General features: G+C 67.1%; 20 protein-coding genes and 1 pseudogene. 12 read left to right on the top strand and 9 right to left on the bottom strand.

The window, feature by feature from the left end; translation table 11 throughout:
• Positions 1 to 192: 192 nt before the first annotated feature.
• Positions 193 to 741: a TetR/AcrR family transcriptional regulator gene (locus K8O92_27660; GenBank protein ID UAK31517.1), complete on the top strand. Its 549-nt coding sequence runs from the start codon at positions 193 to 195 to the stop codon at positions 739 to 741.
• A gap of 9 nt (positions 742 to 750) precedes the next feature.
• On the opposite strand, the gene K8O92_27665 is transcribed toward K8O92_27660, so the two are convergent.
• On the bottom strand, positions 751 to 2,607 hold the full coding sequence (locus K8O92_27665) for a Na+/H+ antiporter (GenBank protein UAK31518.1): 1,857 nt from the start codon (positions 2,605 to 2,607) through the stop codon (positions 751 to 753).
• A 127-nt stretch (positions 2,608 to 2,734) separates the two neighbouring features.
• On the opposite strand from K8O92_27665, the gene K8O92_27670 reads away from it, so the two are divergent.
• From K8O92_27670 to K8O92_27690, 5 genes are all read left to right on the top strand, one after another.
• Positions 2,735 to 3,637 (top strand): alpha/beta hydrolase, encoded by a 903-nt coding sequence (locus K8O92_27670; protein UAK31519.1) that lies wholly within the window; start codon positions 2,735 to 2,737, stop codon positions 3,635 to 3,637.
• Positions 3,638 to 3,721: 84 nt separating this feature from the next.
• Positions 3,722 to 4,693, top strand: a complete 972-nt coding sequence (locus K8O92_27675) for an enoyl-CoA hydratase/isomerase family protein (protein UAK31520.1) — start codon at positions 3,722 to 3,724, stop codon at positions 4,691 to 4,693.
• Positions 4,694 to 4,773: 80 nt separating this feature from the next.
• Positions 4,774 to 5,346 carry a TetR/AcrR family transcriptional regulator gene (locus tag K8O92_27680; GenBank protein ID UAK31521.1) on the top strand — a complete coding sequence of 191 codons (573 nt, stop codon included), beginning with the start codon at positions 4,774 to 4,776 and terminating at the stop codon, positions 5,344 to 5,346.
• Between the two features lie 421 nt (positions 5,347 to 5,767).
• The gene (locus K8O92_27685; protein UAK31522.1) at positions 5,768 to 6,244 is read left to right on the top strand and encodes a DUF1772 domain-containing protein; all 477 of its coding nucleotides are present in this window, start codon (positions 5,768 to 5,770) and stop codon (positions 6,242 to 6,244) included.
• 30 nt (positions 6,245 to 6,274) lie between these two features.
• A complete protein-coding gene (locus tag K8O92_27690; protein ID UAK31523.1) occupies positions 6,275 to 6,673 on the top strand; it encodes a PPOX class F420-dependent oxidoreductase in 399 nt (132 codons plus the stop codon).
• Between the two features lie 253 nt (positions 6,674 to 6,926).
• Here K8O92_27690 and K8O92_27695 read toward each other — a convergent pair whose 3' ends face one another.
• From K8O92_27695 to K8O92_27705, 3 genes are all read right to left on the bottom strand, one after another.
• Entirely contained in the window at positions 6,927 to 9,140 is a 2,214-nt protein-coding gene (locus K8O92_27695) for a molybdopterin oxidoreductase family protein (protein UAK31524.1), read from the bottom strand.
• Between the two features lie 65 nt (positions 9,141 to 9,205).
• Positions 9,206 to 9,796, bottom strand: coding sequence for a GNAT family N-acetyltransferase (locus K8O92_27700; protein ID UAK31525.1), 591 nt, complete (start codon positions 9,794 to 9,796; stop codon positions 9,206 to 9,208).
• 218 nt (positions 9,797 to 10,014) lie between these two features.
• Positions 10,015 to 10,176 (bottom strand): hypothetical protein, encoded by a 162-nt coding sequence (locus K8O92_27705; GenBank protein UAK36109.1) that lies wholly within the window; start codon positions 10,174 to 10,176, stop codon positions 10,015 to 10,017.
• 507 nt (positions 10,177 to 10,683) lie between these two features.
• Between K8O92_27705 and K8O92_27710 the strand changes: the two genes are divergently transcribed.
• Positions 10,684 to 10,875 (top strand): hypothetical protein, encoded by a 192-nt coding sequence (locus tag K8O92_27710; GenBank protein UAK31526.1) that lies wholly within the window; start codon positions 10,684 to 10,686, stop codon positions 10,873 to 10,875.
• A gap of 70 nt (positions 10,876 to 10,945) precedes the next feature.
• Here the strand turns inward: K8O92_27710 and K8O92_27715 are convergent, their stop codons facing one another.
• Entirely contained in the window at positions 10,946 to 11,572 is a 627-nt protein-coding gene (locus K8O92_27715; GenBank protein UAK31527.1) for a histidine phosphatase family protein, read from the bottom strand.
• A 119-nt stretch (positions 11,573 to 11,691) separates the two neighbouring features.
• On the bottom strand, positions 11,692 to 12,630 hold the full coding sequence (locus tag K8O92_27720) for a hypothetical protein (protein UAK31528.1): 939 nt from the start codon (positions 12,628 to 12,630) through the stop codon (positions 11,692 to 11,694).
• Positions 12,631 to 13,163: 533 nt separating this feature from the next.
• On the opposite strand from K8O92_27720, the gene K8O92_27725 reads away from it, so the two are divergent.
• Together K8O92_27725 and K8O92_27730 are read left to right on the top strand one after the other, a co-directional pair.
• The gene (locus K8O92_27725) at positions 13,164 to 13,706 is read left to right on the top strand and encodes an ATP-binding protein (GenBank protein ID UAK35978.1); all 543 of its coding nucleotides are present in this window, start codon (positions 13,164 to 13,166) and stop codon (positions 13,704 to 13,706) included.
• Between the two features lie 244 nt (positions 13,707 to 13,950).
• On the top strand, positions 13,951 to 14,514 hold the full coding sequence (locus K8O92_27730) for a substrate-binding domain-containing protein (GenBank protein UAK35979.1): 564 nt from the start codon (positions 13,951 to 13,953) through the stop codon (positions 14,512 to 14,514).
• 41 nt (positions 14,515 to 14,555) lie between these two features.
• Here the strand turns inward: K8O92_27730 and K8O92_27735 are convergent, their stop codons facing one another.
• Both K8O92_27735 and K8O92_27740 read right to left on the bottom strand, forming a co-directional pair.
• On the bottom strand, positions 14,556 to 14,804 hold the full coding sequence (locus tag K8O92_27735) for an SCO4226 family nickel-binding protein (GenBank protein UAK36110.1): 249 nt from the start codon (positions 14,802 to 14,804) through the stop codon (positions 14,556 to 14,558).
• 240 nt (positions 14,805 to 15,044) lie between these two features.
• Positions 15,045 to 15,122, bottom strand: a pseudogene (locus tag K8O92_27740) (GNAT family N-acetyltransferase).
• On the opposite strand from K8O92_27740, the gene K8O92_27745 reads away from it, so the two are divergent.
• Positions 15,121 to 15,351 carry a hypothetical protein gene (locus K8O92_27745; GenBank protein ID UAK31529.1) on the top strand — a complete coding sequence of 77 codons (231 nt, stop codon included), beginning with the start codon at positions 15,121 to 15,123 and terminating at the stop codon, positions 15,349 to 15,351. The pseudogene K8O92_27740 and the gene K8O92_27745 overlap by 2 nt on opposite strands.
• Before the next feature lie 126 nt (positions 15,352 to 15,477).
• Positions 15,478 to 16,713, top strand: coding sequence for a glycosyltransferase (locus K8O92_27750; protein ID UAK31530.1), 1,236 nt, complete (start codon positions 15,478 to 15,480; stop codon positions 16,711 to 16,713).
• A 524-nt stretch (positions 16,714 to 17,237) separates the two neighbouring features.
• On the opposite strand, the gene K8O92_27755 is transcribed toward K8O92_27750, so the two are convergent.
• Entirely contained in the window at positions 17,238 to 18,176 is a 939-nt protein-coding gene (locus K8O92_27755; GenBank protein ID UAK31531.1) for a DMT family transporter, read from the bottom strand.
• Here K8O92_27755 and K8O92_27760 point away from each other — a divergent pair.
• The gene (locus K8O92_27760) at positions 18,175 to 19,584 is read left to right on the top strand and encodes a PLP-dependent aminotransferase family protein (protein UAK31532.1); all 1,410 of its coding nucleotides are present in this window, start codon (positions 18,175 to 18,177) and stop codon (positions 19,582 to 19,584) included. The two genes, K8O92_27755 and K8O92_27760, sit on opposite strands and share 2 nt — an antisense overlap.
• Positions 19,585 to 19,838: the final 254 nt, after the last annotated feature.

Genomic DNA, 19,838 nt, shown 5'->3' on the forward strand with positions numbered 1-19,838 from the left:
TAATAGAGCAATTGCTCTGCTATGTGCCCGGCATCGGATGACCCGAGAGGGCCGGCTATCCACGCAGGTGACAGCTATCGAAGGGTGTGCTGGGGGTACGCATCGGTACTTCCCGAGCTCGGTCCCAGCGACGCTACGATGGGGTACTGTTCGGTCCCTCCCCCCTGACCGAACGAAGAGAACGGCGCGCGTATGTCACGAGTGGTCACCAAGGAGCAGTACTTCGACACCGGCTTGGAAGTGCTCGCCGAACTCGGCTTCAAGGGTCTCAACATCGGCGTGCTGTGCCGGCAGCTCGGCGTCACCAGCGGGTCGTTCTACCACCACTTCGGCAGCTGGCAGGGATTCGTCGACGCCCTGCTCGAGCACTGGGAGAACCGCCAGGTGCGCATCCTGGGCACCATGCCGTTCAACCAGGGCAACCCCGACGATGACATCCGCGCGATGTCCGCCCTGGCCGCCGGGCTGCACCACGCCGCAGAAGCCGCGATCCGCGCCTGGGCGGCCAACGACGAATCGGTCAACCTCGCCCTCAAACGCGTCGACGAATCCCGCAGGCGCACCGTACACAAGGCCGTCAAAGGCGTCGTCGGCGACAACGAGACCGCCGCCGTCGTCACCGCACTGGGTATGGCGATGCTCGTCGGCTACCAGCAGATCGCCGCGGGCGGCGAGGACCTGTCCCTGGATCAGCTGCTGGCCGAATACGCTCGACTGATCTACTCTCACACCCAACGCTGACCCGCGCGGCTACCCCAGCAGCTCGTCCACGTAGCACCACCGCCACGCCTCGCCCGGCTCCACACTGCGCATCACCGCATGGCCGCTGCCGGCGTAATGCTTGGTGGCGTGATTGCCCGGGGAGGAGTCGCAGCAGGCGATGTGCCCGCACGCCAAGCACATCCGCAGATGCACCCACGCCAGTCCCTCCTCGACGCATTCGGCGCATTCGTCGGGTCCGCCGTGCGCCCGCACCAGCGGCGCGGCACGCAGATGCGCGCACGAGTGCTCGGCCACCGGCGCCGCCAGCGGTTCGGCGCGGTCCTCCTCGGCCTCGTCGTAACGATCGATGATCGACTCCTCGAGATCCAACTGCGCCAGCACGTATTGCAGCACCTCGTAGTCGACCGTGCCCGAATCCCGCACCCGCAACACGGTTTCGCGTTCGGCGTGCAACATCTCCAACCGCAGCCGCCGATACTCTCCGGTGGGCGTCACCATCTCCGACTCCGCCCGCCCGAGCCGCTCCCATGCCGCGTTGGTCTTCCACATCACCCGATCGCGCAACGTCTCAACCACCCCCGGCGGCGTATCGGGCCCGGCCTGCCGCTCGAGCACCGCCAAGCCCGCCGCGGTGGCCTGCTGCATCAAGTTGGCCTTCTGCAACGCGTCCTCGGCGCGGCTGGGACCGCGCAACCGCAACCACCGCACCAGCCACGGCAGCGACGTCCCCTGCACCAGCAGCGTCCCCGCCACCACCACCAGCGCCAGCAGCTTCAGCACCGGCAACTGCGGAGTGTCCTGCGGCAGCAGCAGCACCGCCGCCAGCGTCACCACCCCACGCATCCCCGCCCACGACACCACGACCAGATGCCGCGTCGGCGCCGCACCACCGAGCCCGAGACCTCGCGACAGCAGCGAGGAGCCGAATACCCACACCGGACGGGACAGCACCGCCGCCGCCAGCACCGCCAGCACCGCCAACACCAGGGTGCGATGGTCGAGCCCGCTGTGCCAGGCGCCCTCCACGATCCCGCGCACCTGCAACCCGATCAGGGCGAACACCGCGCTCTCCAGCAGGAACTGGATGGTCCGCCAATTGGTGCGCTCGGCGATCCGCGACGCGGCGCTCTGCCACAGCTGCGCGTTGTGCCCGAGAATCATGCCGCACACGACCACCGCGATCACCCCCGAAGCATGAATCCGCTCGGCGGGCAGATACGCCGCGAACGGCGCGAGAAACGACAGCGAGGTGTCCATCACCGGATCGGTGATCCGCCGCCGCAGCATCGCCAGCACGTAGGCCACGACGACCCCGACCGCCGCGCCGCCACCGGCCGCCAGCAGGAAATCGCCCCCGGCCTCCCACACCGACACCGTGCCCGCCGTCGCGGCCAGCGCCGTCCGCAACGCCACCAGCGCGGTCGCGTCGTTGAACAGCGACTCGTCCTCCAGGATCGTCACGATCCGCCGCGGCATCCCGATCCGGCGCGCCACCGCCGTCGCGGCCACCGCGTCCGGCGGAGCCACCACCGCCCCCACCGCGACCGCCACCGCGAACGGCACCGGCAGCAACCACCACACCACCACCGCCACGACGAACGTCGTGAACAACACCAACCCCACCGACAACAACGCGATCGTGCGCATATTCGCCCGGAAATCCACCAGCGACGTGCGGATCGCGGCGGTATACAGCAAAGGAGGCAGGAAACCGAGCAGAATGATCTCCGGTTCCAGGTGGATCTCCGGCACGAACGGCAGATACGACGCCGCCACCCCGCCCACCGTCAGCACCAACGGTTCGGAGACCCCGAACCGGCGCGCCAGCGCCGCCAACGCGGCCGCCGACGCGACGAGAACAACCAGGCCGATCGCGACATCCACGGTGGAATTCTCGCAGAGCGCACGATCGGCAAACGGACCGCGCGGTAGATGACACGTGCGCGACCCACCGAATGGCTGTGCCCGGGCGCACCCACGCGCCATGCTTGTCCACGAACAGGAGGTAGACATGGAGGAATTCGCGTCCTGGCGGGCGAACGGACGACGCCACACGCACCGCGGCCACCAGATCTTCTGGCGCGACGGAGGCCGAGGCGCCGACGGGACGCTGGTATGCATCCACGGATTTCCCACCGCGTCCTGGGACTGGCATCGGATCTGGCCCGGCCTATGCGAGCGTTTCGCCCGGGTCATCGCCCCGGACATGATCGGTTTCGGCTGGTCGGCGAAACCACGCCACTACGACTACCGCATCGCCGACCAAGCCGACATCCACGAGAACCTGCTGCGCGAACATGGAATCAGCCGATTCCACATCCTCGCCCACGACTACGGCGACACCGTCGCCCAGGAACTGCTGGCGCGCGACAGCGAACGCCGCGCCGCCGGCGACGACTCACTGACGGTCGAATCGGTGTTCCTGCTCAACGGCGGCCTGTTCCCCGAGGCGCACCGCCCACGCCCGGTGCAACGTCTGCTGGCGAGCCCGCTGGGCCCGCTGGTCGGCGTGCTCGGCACCGAACACACCTTCCACCGCAGCCTGGCAGCGGTGTTCGGGCCCGACACCAAACCCACCGACGTCGAACTCCACCAATTCTGGCTGCTGTGGTGCAGCAAGCACGGCAAACGCAACGGCCACAAGCTCGTCGGCTACATGGCCGAGCGCCGCAAGCAACGGCAGCGCTGGGTGGGCGCACTGCAACAGGCGCACGTTCCGGTCCGGTTCGTCGACGGAGCGGCCGACCCCGTCTCCGGCGGCCACATGGCACGCCGCTACCGCGAACTGATCCCCGACCCCGACGTGGTGGAACTGCCGAGAATCGGCCACTACCCGCAGGTGGAAGCACCCGAGCAGACGCTCGCGGCGCTGCTGGAATTCCACACCGACCGAGTGCACAAGCCCACGGCCTGACCGGCCGCCCGAGACGTCGTCCGGACCGGCCCACGGCCGGTCCGGACACCGGGAGCACCATGTAGCGCACCGAAGGAGCCGCCGATGTCCGCCGCCGAACTTCCCCTGGAAACCATCGAACTCGAACAAACCGGCCGAGTCCTCACCGCACGGGTCGTCGCCCCACCGTGGAATTTCGTGACCCCCGCCGTCGTCCGCGACCTCGACACCCTCACCGCCGCCGTCGACACCGACGACACGATCGGCGCGGTCGTGCTCACCGGGGGACTGCCCGGCCGCTTCCTCACCCACGCCGACCCCGCCGCCCTCGGCGGCATGATCGAACTCCCACACCCCTTTGTCCCCGCCCGCGCCGCCGCACCGTTCCTGCGCGCCGCCGCGGCCGCGCTGCGCGTACCTGGCGCCACCGGCGTCCTCGAACGCCACGGCGGAGGCCTCGGCGCGGGCCTGGTCTGGGGCTACCGCTGGAAACGCACCACCTTGCGGATGAACCGCTCCGGCGTCGCCTACCTCGCCGCCGTCAACGGACCCGCACTCGGCGGCGGTCACGAGATCGCCCTGGCCTGCGACCTGCGCTACGCCGCCGACGCCGACCACGTTCGCCTCGGCCAGATCGAGACACTGGCCAACCTCATCCCCGGCGGCGGCGCCACCCAACGCCTTACCCGCCTGCTCGGCGCGGCCAAGGCCATCGAGATCACCCTCGAAGGAACGCCCTACACCGCGCAGCAAGCATTGCGCCTCGGCCTGCTCCACCGCGTGCTGCCCGCCGAAGACCTGCTCGCCGAAACGCACGCGACCGCCACGCGACTGGCCGCCCGCAACCCGATCGTCGTCGCCGAACTCAAACGCGCCGTCTACTTCGGCGGCGACAAATCCCTCTCCCGCGGCCTGGACGCCGAACAAGCCGGATTCGTCTCCGTCGGCACCACTGCCGCGGCCGCCCGCACCACCAAAGCCTTCTTCGAAGACCTCGACCGCCTCGCCGACACCCCCTTCCTCGCCGACCCACAACCGTGGCTGGACGGCACCCGAGTCGACCAGGTGAGCAAATGACCACCCCCGCCGTACCCGCCACCACTGCGGCGCGGTAGATCTAGTAATACTAGATTGCCGAGCGATGCTATTATCAGCCTATGACGCCCCAGACGCGACGAGAACGGGAACGCGCCGAACGGCACCGGCTGATCATCGACACCGCTCGGGAGCTGGCCGAGTCGCAGGGCTGGGACGCGGTGACTGTGCGCAGGCTGGCGGAACGGATCGAATACAGCCAGCCCGTGCTGTATTCGCACTTCGCCGGCAAGGACGAGATCGTCACGGCGGTCGCCGAGGAAGGCATCGCGGAGATGGCCGCGTGGAGCCGCGCGGCGTTGGAGTCCGCGGGCGGCGAGCCGCGCGCGGCGTTGGCGGCGGTGGCGCGGTCCTACCTCGACTTCGCGACCGCGCGGCCCGCGCTCTACGACGCGATGTTCCTGATGAAGGTGAACCTCGCGTTCGGCGAGAATGCCTCCCAGCCGCTGCGGGACGCGTTCGCCGTCATGTTCGCCGCCTTCTCACCGTTCGCGGGGGAGCACGATCCGGAGACCTTCACCGAGGTCGGCTGGAGCGCCCTGCACGGCCTGGCGACCTTGGACCGCGGTGGACGTCTGCGGCTGGCTCAGCGAGACGCCCGCCTGGCGGTTCTGGTCGACCAGTGGACCAGGTAGACCTGCGCCGAGACCGACGGATCTAGCGGCGCTTGCCACGTTCGTCGGTCTCGTCCTACATCCGGCGCGCTTCGAGCGCCCGAAACTCGGTCGACGCCGCCGACCGCCCGCGGCCGCGAACGCGAACGGATTCGAGCCCTTCCAGGGCGCCCTCGCCGATGAGGTCGGCGGTCATGTCGTCCATAGCAGCGATGACGTAGCACCACCTGAGCAACAGCAGACCGAAAGATCTGCCGACGTTCGGTGACCAGCATGCCTGCGACAGCGTCCGCTTCGGCCGGAACGGGCATGTGCAGCTTGCTGACAGCGCGATCCCGCGAGAACGATCGGAAATCTAGCAAGGCTAGACAAGGTAGCGTCCGAATGTTACCGTTGCTTCAGTTTCTAACGCTGCTAGAATTTGGAAGGGGAGCCGCCGAAAATGCTCATTCTCACCGGCCAGGCCATTGCCGCCACCGCCGTTCTCTCCAATGCCATCGTCTATGGCACCGACGTCTGCGGGGCCGTGATCACCCGGTCCGTGTACCGCAAGCTCGATGATGCGGCCGTGACCATGAGTGCGGGCTGGGGGCACTATTACGGCGACAAGCGCATGCCGGTTGTCGGTGTGGTCGGTGTGGTCACCGCCGTGCTCACGCTGCTGATCGCGCTGTTGGCCGGACAGCTCGGCGCCGCTGTCGCGGCGGGGATCACCGTGGCGGCACTGCTCACCTGGCTCACCTTCTACGTCCGCATCGCCAAACCGATCAATTCCCAGCAGACCGCCGCTGCGCAGAGCGGCATCATCCCGCCCGATGCCCGCGCACTGCAGGACAAGTGGGACAGCATTCTGAAGTACCGGGTCACCCTGCAGTTCATCGCCATCGCTGGACTGTGCGCGGCGCTGATTCTGTTCTGATCTCATCGAAATCACCGAGGAGTAACCGACATGACCTTCACCAGCAACGAACAGCAGTTTCTCGCCGAGGCCGGGATCGGCCGCCTGGCCACGGTATCGCCCGACGGCGTCGTGCAGAACAACCCGACCAGCTATCGGGTGAACGCCGACGGCACGATCGACATCGGAGGCATGCGAATGCGTGCCAGTCGAAAGTACCGCAACGTCGAGGCGGGCAGCCGGGTGTCGTTCGTGGTCGACCAACAGGTGTCATTGGAGCCATACGTGATCCGCGGCATCGAGATACGCGGCACGGCCGAGGCGCTCGATGACGAGGAGCCACCGTTCCCACCGCAGGAACGCGCGGTCATCCGCATTCACCCCGAACGGGTCATCTCCTGGGGCATCGACGGCGGATCCTTCGACTTCACCAGTCGCCGCGCCGAGTAGTCAGGCCTCGCAGGCAGTTCCACGAGAAAGGCCGTCACCGACCGTCCGGTGATGAGCGGAATGGACCACCGCAGCGAACGCGACCGGGCACCACGACATCGGTACCCGGTCGCAGGTACCCTTCCCGACCAGCACGGCCGCACACACTGACCACCCGTCAGCCGCCCGTAGGCGGGAAATCCGGCTTCGGCCATCGAATCACAGCGCACAGTGAAAAGCGGCACCCCAGGCAAGACGGCACACGCTGCAACCGTCAAGCAGTCGGCGCGGGCTCGCGCTCACCCACCTCGAGGCGCTCATCGGAATCGACAGCCGCCCTGGTCACCGTCACCCAAGTGTTGTTTACCGCCGCAGTCCCCGAAAACGTATCCGTCAACGCCGGATCGTGCAGCAAATTCACATTCGCCCCCGGCAACGACGCCGCCACCGTCCACCCGACACCCGGCTCCTGATGCCCCCACCCGTGCGGAATCGCCACCGTCCCCGCCCGGATATCGTCACTGACCTCCAACGGCACCACGATCGATCCGGTCCGCGAACGCACCGTCACCGGCTCACCATCGCGCAACCCCCGCACCGCGGCGTCCTCCGGGTGCATCAGCGCCGTGCAACGATCCCGCCCCTTCACCATCGACGGCACATTGTGCAGCCACGAATTATTGCTGCGCAGATGACGGCGACCGATCAACTTCAAGTCATAACCATCGACCGGCGCGGTCAACGCCTTTCCTCGCTGCGCGTCGGCCAGCACATCACGCGCGGCCGACACGAAATCCTCCGGCGCCAAATGAACCTTCCGATCCTTGGTGCCCAGCAGCTCACGCAACCGCGGCCGCAACGGCCCCAGATCGATACCGCCGCACGCCGCCCGCGCCTTACCCACGGTCAAGCCCTTGCGGCCCCGCCGCAAAACCCCATACGGCCCCGCAGCCACCCCGAGCGAGGCGATCCGAACCGGACTGACCCGATCGAACAACCCATTGAGCACCCGCGCGGCGAACCGGCGCACAGGCAGCGGCGCCACCTCGGTGATCAACCGCGCCATGATCTGCCAATCCTCCAACCCGCCTGCGGGCGGCTCGAACACCCGCGCGTCGAAACGCAGATTGTTGCGCACACTGAACATCGGGAACAGGATATTGACGTCCTCCCGCTCCAACGGCGAAATAGGAGGCAGGATGATATCCGCGTGCCGCGTCGTCTCCGTGACGTACATGTCCACGGCCACATAGAAATCCAGCGAGTCCAGCGCCGCCCCCAACCGCCCGCGCTGCGGCGTCGACAACACCGGATTGCCCGCATACGTGATCATCGCGCGGATCCGGCCCGGCCCCTCGGTCAGCATCTCCTCCGCCAACGCCGCCACCGGCAACTCCGAACGGAACGACTTGTAGGTCCCCGAACGATCCGTCCACGCCCCGTACCCCATCGGCAGATACTTCCCGTACCGTGGCGCATCGATCGGCGGCGTGGCGAACATCTGACCACCCGCCCGATCCAGATTCCCCGTCACCGCGTTGATCGTGTTCACCAACCAATGCGTCAACGTACCGGTCACCTGCTGACACACCCCGATTCGCGCATACAGCACCGCCGAGGTCGCCGCCGCGTGCTCCCGGGCCAGCCCACGAATCGTCTCCGCGTCCACCCCCGCGTACACTGCCATCTTCTCCGGGGACGCCTCGGCCACCAGCGCACGCACCTGGTCCCAGCCGGTGCTCGACCCACGAATCGCCTTCTCGTCACACAAATTCTCAGCGACCAGCACATGCAGCATCGCCAGCAGCAGATACACATCACCACCCGGAGCCACCGCGACGTGCTGATCGGCCAGCCGCGCCGTCTCCGTGCGCCGCGGGTCGATCACCACGACCTTCCCGCCGCGCTGCCGCACATCCCGAATCCGCTGCTTCGCGTTGGGCATGGTGGTCACCGACCCGTTGGACACCGCGGGATTCGCCCCCAGGATCACCAGCCGCTCGGTCCGATCGATATCGGTCACCGGCATCAGCACATTCGAGCCGAACATCCGCCAGGCGACGAACTCCTGCGGGAACTGGTCGATCGAGGACGCCGAGAAGAAATTCCGGGTCAGCAACACCGCACGCAGCAGCCCCGCGTACAGCACCGACGAGCTGTGCGCGGCCGGATTACCGAGATACATGCCGATCGCGCTGTTCCCGTGCTCACGACGCACCTTCCGCAGCCGCTGCCCGATCTCCAGGAAGGCCTCGTCCCATCCGATCGGCTCGAACGACGAGCCCACTCGCCGCACCGGCGTACGCAGCCGATCCGGATCATGGTGCAACCCGCCCATCGCCGTCGCCTTGGGGCAGATACACCCCTTCGACAACACGTCCTGCGGATTACCCTCGATCCGCGTCACCTGGTCGCCGGAGACCGTCACGAGGATTCCGCAGTGCGCTTCACACAAGGTGCACTGCCGGGCGATGGTGGTAGCACTCATGAATTTCACCTTCTGCCGGATCGCTGCCCACAGACTATCTGGGACAGTACGTTCCGTACAGGGATCTACGTCGCGCGGACGCGCGCATGCACATGCATGTCGTGCCACCCGTCAGCGTGCAATCCGGCGCTGCGCCTGACACTTTCCGCCGCGAACCCCGCCTTCACCGCCGCACGACACGACGGCAGATTGCGCACCGAGTGCAGCACCTCCAGCCGATGGAAACCGACCTCGAATGCCCAGCGAGAGACCGTCTCGACCGCCGCAGGCGTCACCCCGCGCCCACGCCACGCCGGCGCGGTCCAATACGCCAGTTCAGTCAAGCCCTCCGGCGGCGACATCTTCCGCAACCCGATCCGGGCCACGACCACATCATCGACGACGACCGCCCACTGCGGACCGTCCCCGTTCGTCCACCCCGCCCGCCAGCGCGCGATCAGCTCCCGAGCCTCGGCTTCGGAGACCACATCGCGAACATGCCAGCGTCGAATGTCCGGATCTCGGTAAACCGCGTGCACCACGGCCGCGTCGGCATCAACCCACGGCCGCAACAGCAGCGTCTCACTCCTCAACGTGGGTTGGATTCTCGCGGCGAACACTTCGGCGGGCACCACGTCGGGCAGCAGAGCGGACACACCCGAATTGTCCCCGGACATGCCGCCGATCACCACGAATTACCAGCGCCAGGGGACAGGCATGCCGATCGAAGGCGGTGACCGATTGCGCTCCCTCGCAAGCGATTCGATGTCACCTGGAACGAAATGCACCACTGATCCGACCGGACTGAGACTTCTCCCGAGCGACCAACTTCGTCACTGTGACGATAACTAATCCACCAGCGCGGGACCGAACCGATAGGGGAGTCAGCAACCGATCACACCGCGGGGGCCACACCGACAACAGGTTCCAGCTCCGGCTCCGACGGCGCGAAGCCCGGCAGGAAGCCGTTCACGGCGGGAATCATCAGGTGAATCAGCGGGCCGATCCCGAAGGCGTACACCAGCGTTCCGATGCCGACGCCGCCGCCGAGGATCAAGCCCGTTACCCGTACAACCACAATCCGACGTACAACGCGACCAACCGACGAACCAGCACCGACTCAGGGTGCCGCGAACTGGACACCACATCCAGGGCTAATCACCGATCACTGGACCTACCACCGACAGCCACCGCACGCGGCAGCGGGCGAGAACGCCACGAGAATCGTCACTGTGACGTTTACATGCGACCGACACTAACGCCAGAGAGGTCACTCTAGGGAAAACGCAAGATTCACCAAGCAAGCCGATAATCACCGGAAAATTTCCACCAAGCGGACAAAGGGGCCAAGTGGGACCAATCGTCGAGCGCGAACATCCGACCACTCGAGACTCCAAGGGCGGATCCCAGCTGGGGCGTAGGAGCCAAAGGCGTGACACAGCAAGGACATACCGCAGACATCCACTCTCACAACCTGCGCCGGATTTGCGCCGATAATCAACATTATGTCAACTAAAGGTTCTCGGCTCACCGCCCCAACGCCGGAAACATCACCGCCGCCACCTTGATCTTGCGCGGCGAATACGACTTCTGGAGCCGACCCGAAGATATCGAATCGTTGACGCGGCATCTGGTAAGGGCAGAGAAGGTGCGCGCGGTCGAACTCACCGGGGCAACGCATTTCGCACATCTCGACCGCGCCGAACACGGACGTGGCCAGTTGCTCGACGCCCTTACCACCTTTCTCGATGAGTGAATCGAGTGGTGCGAGGACCAGCATCCCTCCCGGCGCAGGGTCTTCCGGCGACCTCGAACCCTACCCCGTCCTACCTCAAGTGAGACGTATCGGCGAGACCGAGCACCGCACGGTTGCGCCAGTAATCGTCATGCCGCAGGTGGGTGATCGCGCCGGGCACGGTCGCGAAGGAGGCGAAACCGGCCGCCTCGACCGGGATCATCATCCATGTGGTGATGACGAATGTCAGCGCGTAACCGTGCGTGACGACGATGTGGTCATGATCGGTGTCGGCCATCAACTCACGCACACACTCATCCACTCGGGTCGCGACCTCACGCCGCGTCTCCGCCTCACGGATGGGACCACGGTGGTCGAGCCGATCGTGGTCGGGTGCGGGCACCTGCCGTTGCGCGAGCCACGCATTCGGTCGGCCGTTCGCATGCCCGAAGCTGATCTCCCGCAACCGCCGATCCGCCGCAACCGGAACAGAGAGTGCCGTGGCGAGAATCCCCGCCGTCTCGGTACAACGAGCGAGGTCGGACGTCGTGATCCGCACCGGCCGCAACGCACCCGCACACCGGCGCGCCAACTCCTCGGCGACAAGGCCGGCGTCACGCCGACCGCGCGCCGTCAGCTTCGAGTCGTACCACCCGCCGACGAGATCACTCTCGGTGTGCTCCGCGTGCGGGTGACTCACTATGTAGAGGTCCTGCAAGCCTCTCCCCCTATTCGCACGCCCGGCGATTTCCAGCGCTCCACCCTATCGGCGTGAGAACGAACCGCTCGGCGCCGGGCCCAACCCCGGAAACATGGCCTGGCGCCGAGGCAGTCGGCTCACGCCAACGTGTCCGCCAGTTCCGCGTGCAGGTCGAACAAGTCCGGGATCTGGTCGGCTGGGCGGCGGCCCATGCCGCACTCGGTGGCGATGCCGAACTCGGGGACCGAGTGGCGGGCAGCTTCGATGCGCTGGAGTGCGCCCGCCCGGCCGTCGGTGGCGTGGACCAGGCCGAGGTACAGGTCCGTCTCAGGCGGAAGGACCAGATCTGCGAGGGGTTCGAAATAGGCGGCGTCGGTGCGCGAACGCGGGACCGGCAGATGGATCCAGTTCACCGGACGCTCCAGCCCGGCCAGGACGCGACCGGCGACGGCGGCGAGCCGGCCGGTGTCGGCGGGTTCGGCGAAGTGACGGTGACCGAAATCGCCGTAGCAGAGGTGGTAGCCGAGCTCGACCGACTCGGGCACCGCGGCGCCCAGCCGGATGAGGCGCTCCCCCACTGCCTCGAGCTGCGTCGGATAGTCGTCCCCGAACCAAGACGGAAAGATGCCCTCGAAGATGGCGAACTCGACGGCGCAATCCCACTGCACCGCAAGGTCCTCCGCCGGGATCGCGGCACAGATGGTGTCCAGCTCGTCGAGCAGACGCGCCTCGTATCGGCGCTCCAACTCCCCCTGCGGACCCGCGACGAAGGCCCCGATCACCGCGATCGGCGTCGGCAGACTGACCTGGAACCGGACCCGCGCCGGAATCGTGCCCTCCGCACGCAGCTGTCGGAACACCTGCCAGGACTCGAGGGCGGCCTCCGCGTAACCCAACGGGCCGAAGTCGACCGACGCCGCGTCCACGCCGGGCTTGGGTTGCACTCGTTCGCTGGGCCCGTATTCCGGGCTCGGCGGTGGCACGGTTTCCAGGTCCGGATTCGCTTGCATCTTGGGCAGTTGCCACACCACCCAGTTGTCCCGCACTCCGGTCTCACCGTCTGGAATGCGCTTCACGTGCGACCCCATGCGCCGTGCTGCCTCTGAGAAGACCGTGCGCGCATCCGCCAGAGGAACGCTGCCGCACAGATGGACTCCGCGACCCTTACCCACCGCAACCTCCCACATATCCCTACCGCTGTTCCAGCCGATCTGGTCGAAACCAGAGAGTTGCCAGGCGTCTCAACGACATTCGCCTTCGCACTCGGCAATCGATCGGTTCGCGCTACGCGATGCAGCGTAGGCGCGTACTACGAACTGGAATCCCCACAATTGGGAAATACCTAGCGACCAGTTCACTGGCAGGTCTCGCGCACCGGGCCCGAAAACATCCGCTCCTCGGCCGCACGATCGAACACACTTGCCGTTCCCGCCGGTCGACTACAAGAATCACGCCATGACGGTCGAGGACAAGCCCCGCAGACGGGATGCCGACGCTTCCGCCGACGCCATCGCGGACGCACTCGACCGGATCGGTGCGGAGTCTCGACCAGCTACTCCACGCCATCCGCTGACCCGGTGCCCGCGGGCCACTCTGGAGGTTTCGTCACATCTGCGAACTACTCATTCTCGTCAACGGACTGCCCGGCTCAGGGAAGAGCACGTTGGCCCCGACACTGGCGCGAGAACTCGGCGCGCACCTGCTCACCAAGGACGTCATCAAAGAGGCACTCGGCTCCGGGCTCGACGGCGCTGCCGTTCTACCGAACATCGGCGCGATAGCGATGGAGGCCGCGTGGACGCTCGCCGCCGCCCTCCCCGGCGTGGTCCTGGTCGACTCTTGGTGGTTCAAACCCCGTGACACGCGGTACGCCGCGGACGGCATCGCGACTTCCGGGGCGACACGAGCCGTCGAGGTCTGGTGCTCGGTTCCGCCGGAACTCGCACGCGCCCGCTACCGTGGCCGTACCCGCGCTGCGCTGTACCACGACGACGCCCACCTCGCGCACGACTGGGACCGCTGGGCGCGGCTGGCCGAACCTCTCGCGCTCACCCCGGTCGTGACCGTCGACACCACCGCGCCGGTCGACTGCCTCGAGCTGGCGCGGCAGGTGATGGCTGCGGCGACAGTTGCCATCGGCGACGTCCTCTAGCACCGAATTACTCGACGGGCACTGGTGCGCGCCCTTGCGCGGAGAAGAATAGGTCCCCGGCGCCAATGGACGGCCCGCCAATGGCCGCCCACCGTGGTCCGCATCCGATCAGTGATTCGGGATCTGTCCCCTCGTCTGCCTCAGGTGCCGCAACTGCGCGCTATTTCTTGGCCTCTGTGCTTTTCGAGCTGTAGAGGATTGGGAGGTGACGTTGTTTTGGGAGGATATATGTATATATACGCAAATGAACGTATCGCAATCATTGGGATGGTGCGCTTCAAGCGAAACCGAATCCGGCGGCATCGAACGATCAGCGAGCCCCTCGCCGCCACTATTCCGACCGTCCGCGCAACACCTTTCGAGCGACCGTGCCCATAGACAGCACTCCCCTACCCCGTCACAGGCCAGGCCCGACATCGAGCGATCAAGATCATCTCGACTCGAGCCTCCCCTACGCAACGGCATTCGCGTGATCACCGGTTGGGCCCGCGACGGCGTGACCGCCGTATGCACCCAAAACGACGAGACCGCGTTCAGCGTCCTACACGGCGTGCGCGAGGCCGGCTTGCACTGCCCCCAGGACATGGCGGCCATCGGCGTCGACGCCATCCCCCTCGGCGCAGTGAGCACCCCACCCCTGACCTCCATCGGCTTGGACGCCGGAACAATCATCGAGCTGTCGGTCTCGGCGATGATGGCCGAACTCGGCTTCGCCCCGCCCCCACCGCACACCCTCGGCACCTCGATCGGCTTACCTCATCGACCGCGCCTCCGCCTGACAAGGAAGCCGGGGCTCTATGCGGAGTGATGCCCTCTACGGGCCATGGCGCGGAGAGGCGGCCGGTGCGGTCAAGCCTGGACCGGCACCTGGTAAATGTTGTCGGCGGGATGTCCCGCGCGCTCGTGAATCCTCTGCACCGCCTCGCCATCGGGTGCTTCGGACAGGCAGAAAACCATCCCCGACTCGGGGTCCGCCCAGGCGTGCTTGAAGTTCACTTGCTCGTCGTCCTGGATCGCGAGGTCGGCGTTGTGGGCTTCAGTGAGGGCTTCGGGAGTAACTCCCTTCATCGTCGTGTGCACATCCATGAACTCAGGCATGACACGTCCCCTTTCTCTGAGACTTCCCACTATCCTCCCTTGTCCGCCGCGCCGCCATGGCGGATCAGATTCGCGACGGTTCAGAATCCGCAGTACATGACGTGCACACCGACCCGGCCGAGCGCGGGATGGTGAAACGCTCCGGGCACGGTACCCAGATCTCCAAGCCCAACCGCTGGTAGACATCAACAGCCCTGCGATTGGAATCGGCCACCGCGTTGAATTGCATAGCGGCGAAGCCTTTTCCTTCGCCCACTCCATCACATGCCGGCACAAAGTTGTACCAATGCCCTGACCGCGCGCCGTGGCGTCGACCATGAAGCTTGTGGTCGATATGTGCGCGCCCGCGCCCGGCCGATCAGCCTCCGCCGCCGCACCCTCCGCCCCCGTCGTCCGCTACAGCCGCGACGCCAGCTTCCAGATCCTGTGCGCCGATACCCGTTTCGTGCTCGTCATGGCCGCCGGGTCGATCGCTGGCACCATCGTTGGAGGGCTGTTACTCGGTGTCGTGCCCAGTGCGGCGCTCATGCAAAGGAGAAGTACCTAAGGCGAGAAGACAACACTTCCCGCCACTTTCAACATATAGCGGACGGGGGGGCTTGCGGCAAGACCCGGGTCGCAGCGCAGAATCACCGGCCGAGAGCCAGAACCTGCGGAGATGGGGAGTTGCGAAGTGCGTGTGTTGTTGACGACGTGGGGGTCACGCGGGGATGTCGAACCGCTGGCGGCGCTCGCGGAGGCGTTGCGGGAACTGGGCGCCGAGGCGCGGGTGTGCGCGCCGCCCGACGAGGAGTTCGCGAAGCTGCTCGAGCGTGTCGGCGTGCCGCTGGTGCCGCTCGGCCCGACGGTGCACTCGGTCGTCGCCAACCCGAAGCCACCGACGGCGCGAGACGCGTTCGCGCTCGCTCCCGCGCTGGTCGCCGCGCGGTTCGACACGCTCACCGCGGTGGCCGAGGGATGTGACGCGCTGTTGGCGACCGGCCTGATGCCGGCCGGCGCACGAGACGTGGCCGAGAAGCTGGGCATGCACTACGTGTTCGCGTGCTTTCACCTGCTCGGGCTGCCGTCGCGACATCTCCCTCCGGGGAGACGGCCGGGCACACCGTCCCCGCCGGATGAGACCGACAACCGGGTGCTGTGGCAGCAGGACGCCCAGCGGGTGAACGCCTTGTACGGCGAGGCGCTCAACAGCCATCGGGCGGCGATCGGCCTGCCGCCGGTGGACAACGTCCGCGACCACGTCTTGACCGGCAGGCCGTGGCTGGCGGCGGACGCGACGCTGTGTCCGTCGCAGGGCATGACGGACCTCGACGTCGTACAGACCGGGGCGTGGATCCTGCCCGACGACCGCCCGCTCCCGAACGGCCTGAAGGCGTTCCTGGACGCCGGCGCGCCACCGGTATATGTGGGCTTCGGCAGTATGGCCGCACACGCACCGAAGGACATCGCCCGGGTGGCCATCGAGGCGGTCCGCGCGCAGGACCGCCGAGTGCTCCTCGCCCGCGGCTGGGCGGAGCTGGCCCCGATCGACGACGTCGACGACTGCTTCGTCGTCGGCGAGGTCAACCAGCAGGCGCTGTTCGGTAGGGTGGCCGCGGTCGTGCACCACGGCGGCGCGGGCACCACCACCACGGCAGCCCGAGCCGGCGCGCCCCAGGTGATCGTGCCCCAGATCGCCGACCAACCGTACTGGGCCACCCGAGTGGCCGAGCTGGGCATCGGTGTGGCACACGAGGGCTCGACGCCGACCGTCGACTCCCTGTCCGCCGCGCTCGCCACGGCCCTGGCCCCCGAGACCCGAACACGAGCCAGGACCGTGGCCGGTGCGATCCGGGCCGACGGGGCGACGGTGGCCGCGAAACTGCTCCTCGAGGCAGCGAGCCGGACGAAGCCACCCGTAACCGTGTGAGCCCGGTCGGTGTCGGACTCGGGGCGTGACGGCGGAACGAGCGGACTGTGAGCTGCCGCTTGATGAATGCACGGCAGCGCTGCCGCGGGTCCGATTCCGGGCCGATCAGTCATGTGGCAATGATCGCCGGAAGGATATCGGCGGTCACAACGCGTTGTATGTCGCGGCCACGAGGTCGTAGGCGCGGCGGTCGCCGGACAGCCAGTCGCGGCGCAGGTTCGGAACGAAACGCGATCGCCGCCCCTCCGGCGTTCCGGCCGCCGGCGAAGCTTGCCTCGAACACATCGCGCACCGGCAGGAAGGCGGGATCCACCTCGCCGTCCGCGCATTTACTCACTGAAAATACATGTTCTAGTTTGTGGGTCCAGTTCAGCCAATCGACACGGTTCAGCCGGTAGCGCGATGGCTCACCGCCGACGAAGCTGCGGTCAGCTCACCCACGGTGATCGAATCAGCCGCACCGGCCGTGTCTGATCAACCGGATCTCGTGCCGTCGTCCCGCAGCAGCGCGGTGTCCACTTCGGTCACTCCTTCGGGGTGGTGTCGACACCGCCGAGCCGATTTCGAACCGCACCGCCCGCGCAGGCGATGACCACGAGTCCGCCCACGAACGTGAGCCAGCCGATGCGTTCCCCGAGCAGCAGGGCCGCCCAGCAGAGGCTCATGATGGGCTGCACGAGCTGGACCTGACTGACCCGGGACATCGGACCGATGGCGAGCCCTCGGTACCAGGCGAAGAAGCCGAGGTACATGCTGACGGCCGAAAGGTAGGCGAAACAAGCCCATTCGACAGCCGACCCCGACGGTGCCTGACGCCCGAACGCGACGACGGTCAGCGTGAGCATCAGCGGCGAGGAGAGAATCAGGGCCCACGACACGGTCTGCCAGGACCCGATTTCGCGCGCGAGTAGGGCACCCTCGGAATACCCCACCGCGGCCGCCAGCACAGCACCGAAGAGAAGCAGGTCGGCCCAGTGGACCCGGCCGATCCCCCCGCTCTGCAGCAGAGCGAACACGACCGTGGCGATCGCGCCCGCGAGTGAGAAGAGCCAGAACGCGCGTGTCGGCTGCTCGCCGGTACGCAGCACCGCCGTCACCGCAGTCGCGGCGGGCAGCAGGGCGACGACGATGGCACCGTGACTCGCTGGTGTCACGCTGAGGGCGTACGACGTGAGAATAGGGAAGCCGACGACGACCCCAGCCGCGACGACAGCGAGACGCAGCCACTGCCTGCTCCCCGGAACCGTCTGCCGCGTGGCCGCCAGGGTCGCTCCCGCCAGCACAGCCGCGACCACCGCGCGACCGGATCCGATGAACAGGGGCGAGAGTCCGCCCACTGCGACACGGGTGAGTGGCATCGTCAACGAGAAGGCCGCGACACCCACGAGTCCCCAGGTCAATCCGGTCGGCCTAGGCGATAGCGGAGTTCTGGATTTGACAGTAGCGCTACTCTGAACTGACATGTCCAACGATAGCAGTAGCCGCTTGGCTGACGGTATTCGCGCCTGGATGGCGACGGCTGCCCCGGGTGCGCGACTACCGTCCACACGACAGCTGGTGACCGACTACGCAGCCAGTCCGGTCACAGTGCAGAAGGCCATCCGGTCACTCGCCGCGGAAGGCCTCATCGAGTGCCGCCCGGGCGTCGGCAACTTCGTCCGGGCTCCGCGTTCCACCCGTCCGCAGGACTACGGCTGGCAGACAGCCGCATTGGGCTCCCCGCGCAGCACCCTGCCGAGCGTGGCAGGCGCCCTGCGCACCGCTGCGCCCGATGCCCAGGAACTCCACTCCGGCTATCCCGAGGCCGACCTGCTGCCAGGGCGGCTGGTCCGCGCGGCCCTCATCCGCGCGGCGAGAGGCGCTTCGGCGACGTCACGCACGGCCCCTGCCGGGCTGCACGATCTCCGGACCTGGTTCGCGGCCGAGTTGGCCGGCCTGACGCCCGCCGGTCTCGCCGTGCCCACGGCCAACGATGTCGTCATCGTCCCAGGAAGCCAGAGCGGGCTCACGTCGATATTCCGTGCACTGGTCGCGCCGGGACAACCGCTGTTGATCGAGTCCCCGACGTACTGGGGCGCGATCCTCGCCGCGCACCAGGCGGGTGCGCGCCTGGTCCCCGTGCCGAGCGACGCCGATGGGCCCGACCCGGACGAACTCGACCGGTTCTTCCGCGAGACTCGGGCGAGAGCCTTGTACGTCCAACCGAACTACGCGAACCCTACCGGGGCTCAGTGGTCGCCGGACCGCGCCGAGGCTGTGCTGGACCTGGTCCGTGCGCACGGTGCGTTCCTCGTCGAGGACGACTGGGCACACGACTTCGGGATCGACACAGAGCCGAGGCCGGTCGCTGCCCACGACACCGCCGGCCATGTCGTCTACCTCCGTTCGCTGACCAAGAGCATGTCACCCGCTATCCGGATCGGCGCGCTCGTTGCCCGTGGGCCCGTCCGCGATCGACTGCTCGCCGACCGATCCGCGGAGTCCATGTACGTGAGCGGGCTTCTGCAACAAGCGGCTCTCGAGGTCGTCACCGATCCCGGCTGGAAGACTCACCTGCGCAGGCTTCGTGTCCAACTCCGGGAACGCAGGGACCTGCTCGTCGCCAGTCTGCGCGAGCACGCCCCCCGGCTCCATGTCGACCACGTTCCCGAGGGGGGACTCCACCTCTGGGCACGGCTGCCCGACGGCACGAATACCGACCGACTCGTGCGCGATTGCGAGACCCGAGGGGTGTACGTCGCATCCGGTCACGAGTGGTTCCCGGCTGAGCCTTCGGGCCCTTTCCTGCGCTTGAACTTCACCGGCCCCAACCCGAATGGCTTCCCGGCAGCAGCCCGGACCATCAGCGCGGCACTCGCCTCCCAATGGTGAAGGAAATCCACCATCTGGCCTATCGCTCCGTCAGAGCCGCCGACTGCGCGTGGCCGAACGATGCCGAGGGCGGCGGTGATCGGTAGGAGAAGTCCGAGCCTGCCGCTGGGCTGATGCTCCTTCAGGTCCACTTGACCAATGCGTCCCGGATTCGGCAACAGTGTTTGTCGGTTTCGGGCGCCATCTCCGATGCTCGTATCGGAGGTGATCGCAATGAACGCAAGCATGTATGAACCGAATATGTCTCTGCCAGA

Origin of the sequence: Nocardia asteroides (genome assembly GCA_019930625.1) — a bacterium.
In the GTDB taxonomy this organism is placed as follows: Bacteria; Actinomycetota; Actinomycetes; order Mycobacteriales; family Mycobacteriaceae; genus Nocardia; species Nocardia sputi.

Bases quoted from the DNA above. Each gene is read 5' to 3' on its own strand.
- K8O92_27755 (UAK31531.1), bottom strand. From the start codon at position 18,176: ATGTCAGTTCAGAGTAGCGCTACTGTCAAATCCAGAACTCCGCTATCG.
- K8O92_27700 (UAK31525.1), bottom strand. From the start codon at position 9,796: ATGTCCGGGGACAATTCGGGTGTGTCCGCTCTGCTGCCCGACGTGGTG.
- K8O92_27760 (UAK31532.1), top strand. From the start codon at position 18,175: ATGTCCAACGATAGCAGTAGCCGCTTGGCTGACGGTATTCGCGCCTGG.
- K8O92_27735 (UAK36110.1), bottom strand. From the start codon at position 14,804: ATGCCTGAGTTCATGGATGTGCACACGACGATGAAGGGAGTTACTCCC.
- K8O92_27675 (UAK31520.1), top strand. From the start codon at position 3,722: ATGTCCGCCGCCGAACTTCCCCTGGAAACCATCGAACTCGAACAAACC.
- K8O92_27670 (UAK31519.1), top strand. From the start codon at position 2,735: ATGGAGGAATTCGCGTCCTGGCGGGCGAACGGACGACGCCACACGCAC.
- K8O92_27660 (UAK31517.1), top strand. From the start codon at position 193: ATGTCACGAGTGGTCACCAAGGAGCAGTACTTCGACACCGGCTTGGAA.
- K8O92_27730 (UAK35979.1), top strand. From the start codon at position 13,951: ATGAACGTATCGCAATCATTGGGATGGTGCGCTTCAAGCGAAACCGAA.
- K8O92_27690 (UAK31523.1), top strand. From the start codon at position 6,275: ATGACCTTCACCAGCAACGAACAGCAGTTTCTCGCCGAGGCCGGGATC.
- K8O92_27685 (UAK31522.1), top strand. From the start codon at position 5,768: ATGCTCATTCTCACCGGCCAGGCCATTGCCGCCACCGCCGTTCTCTCC.
- K8O92_27745 (UAK31529.1), top strand. From the start codon at position 15,121: ATGAAGCTTGTGGTCGATATGTGCGCGCCCGCGCCCGGCCGATCAGCC.
- K8O92_27680 (UAK31521.1), top strand. From the start codon at position 4,774: ATGACGCCCCAGACGCGACGAGAACGGGAACGCGCCGAACGGCACCGG.
- K8O92_27695 (UAK31524.1), bottom strand. From the start codon at position 9,140: ATGAGTGCTACCACCATCGCCCGGCAGTGCACCTTGTGTGAAGCGCAC.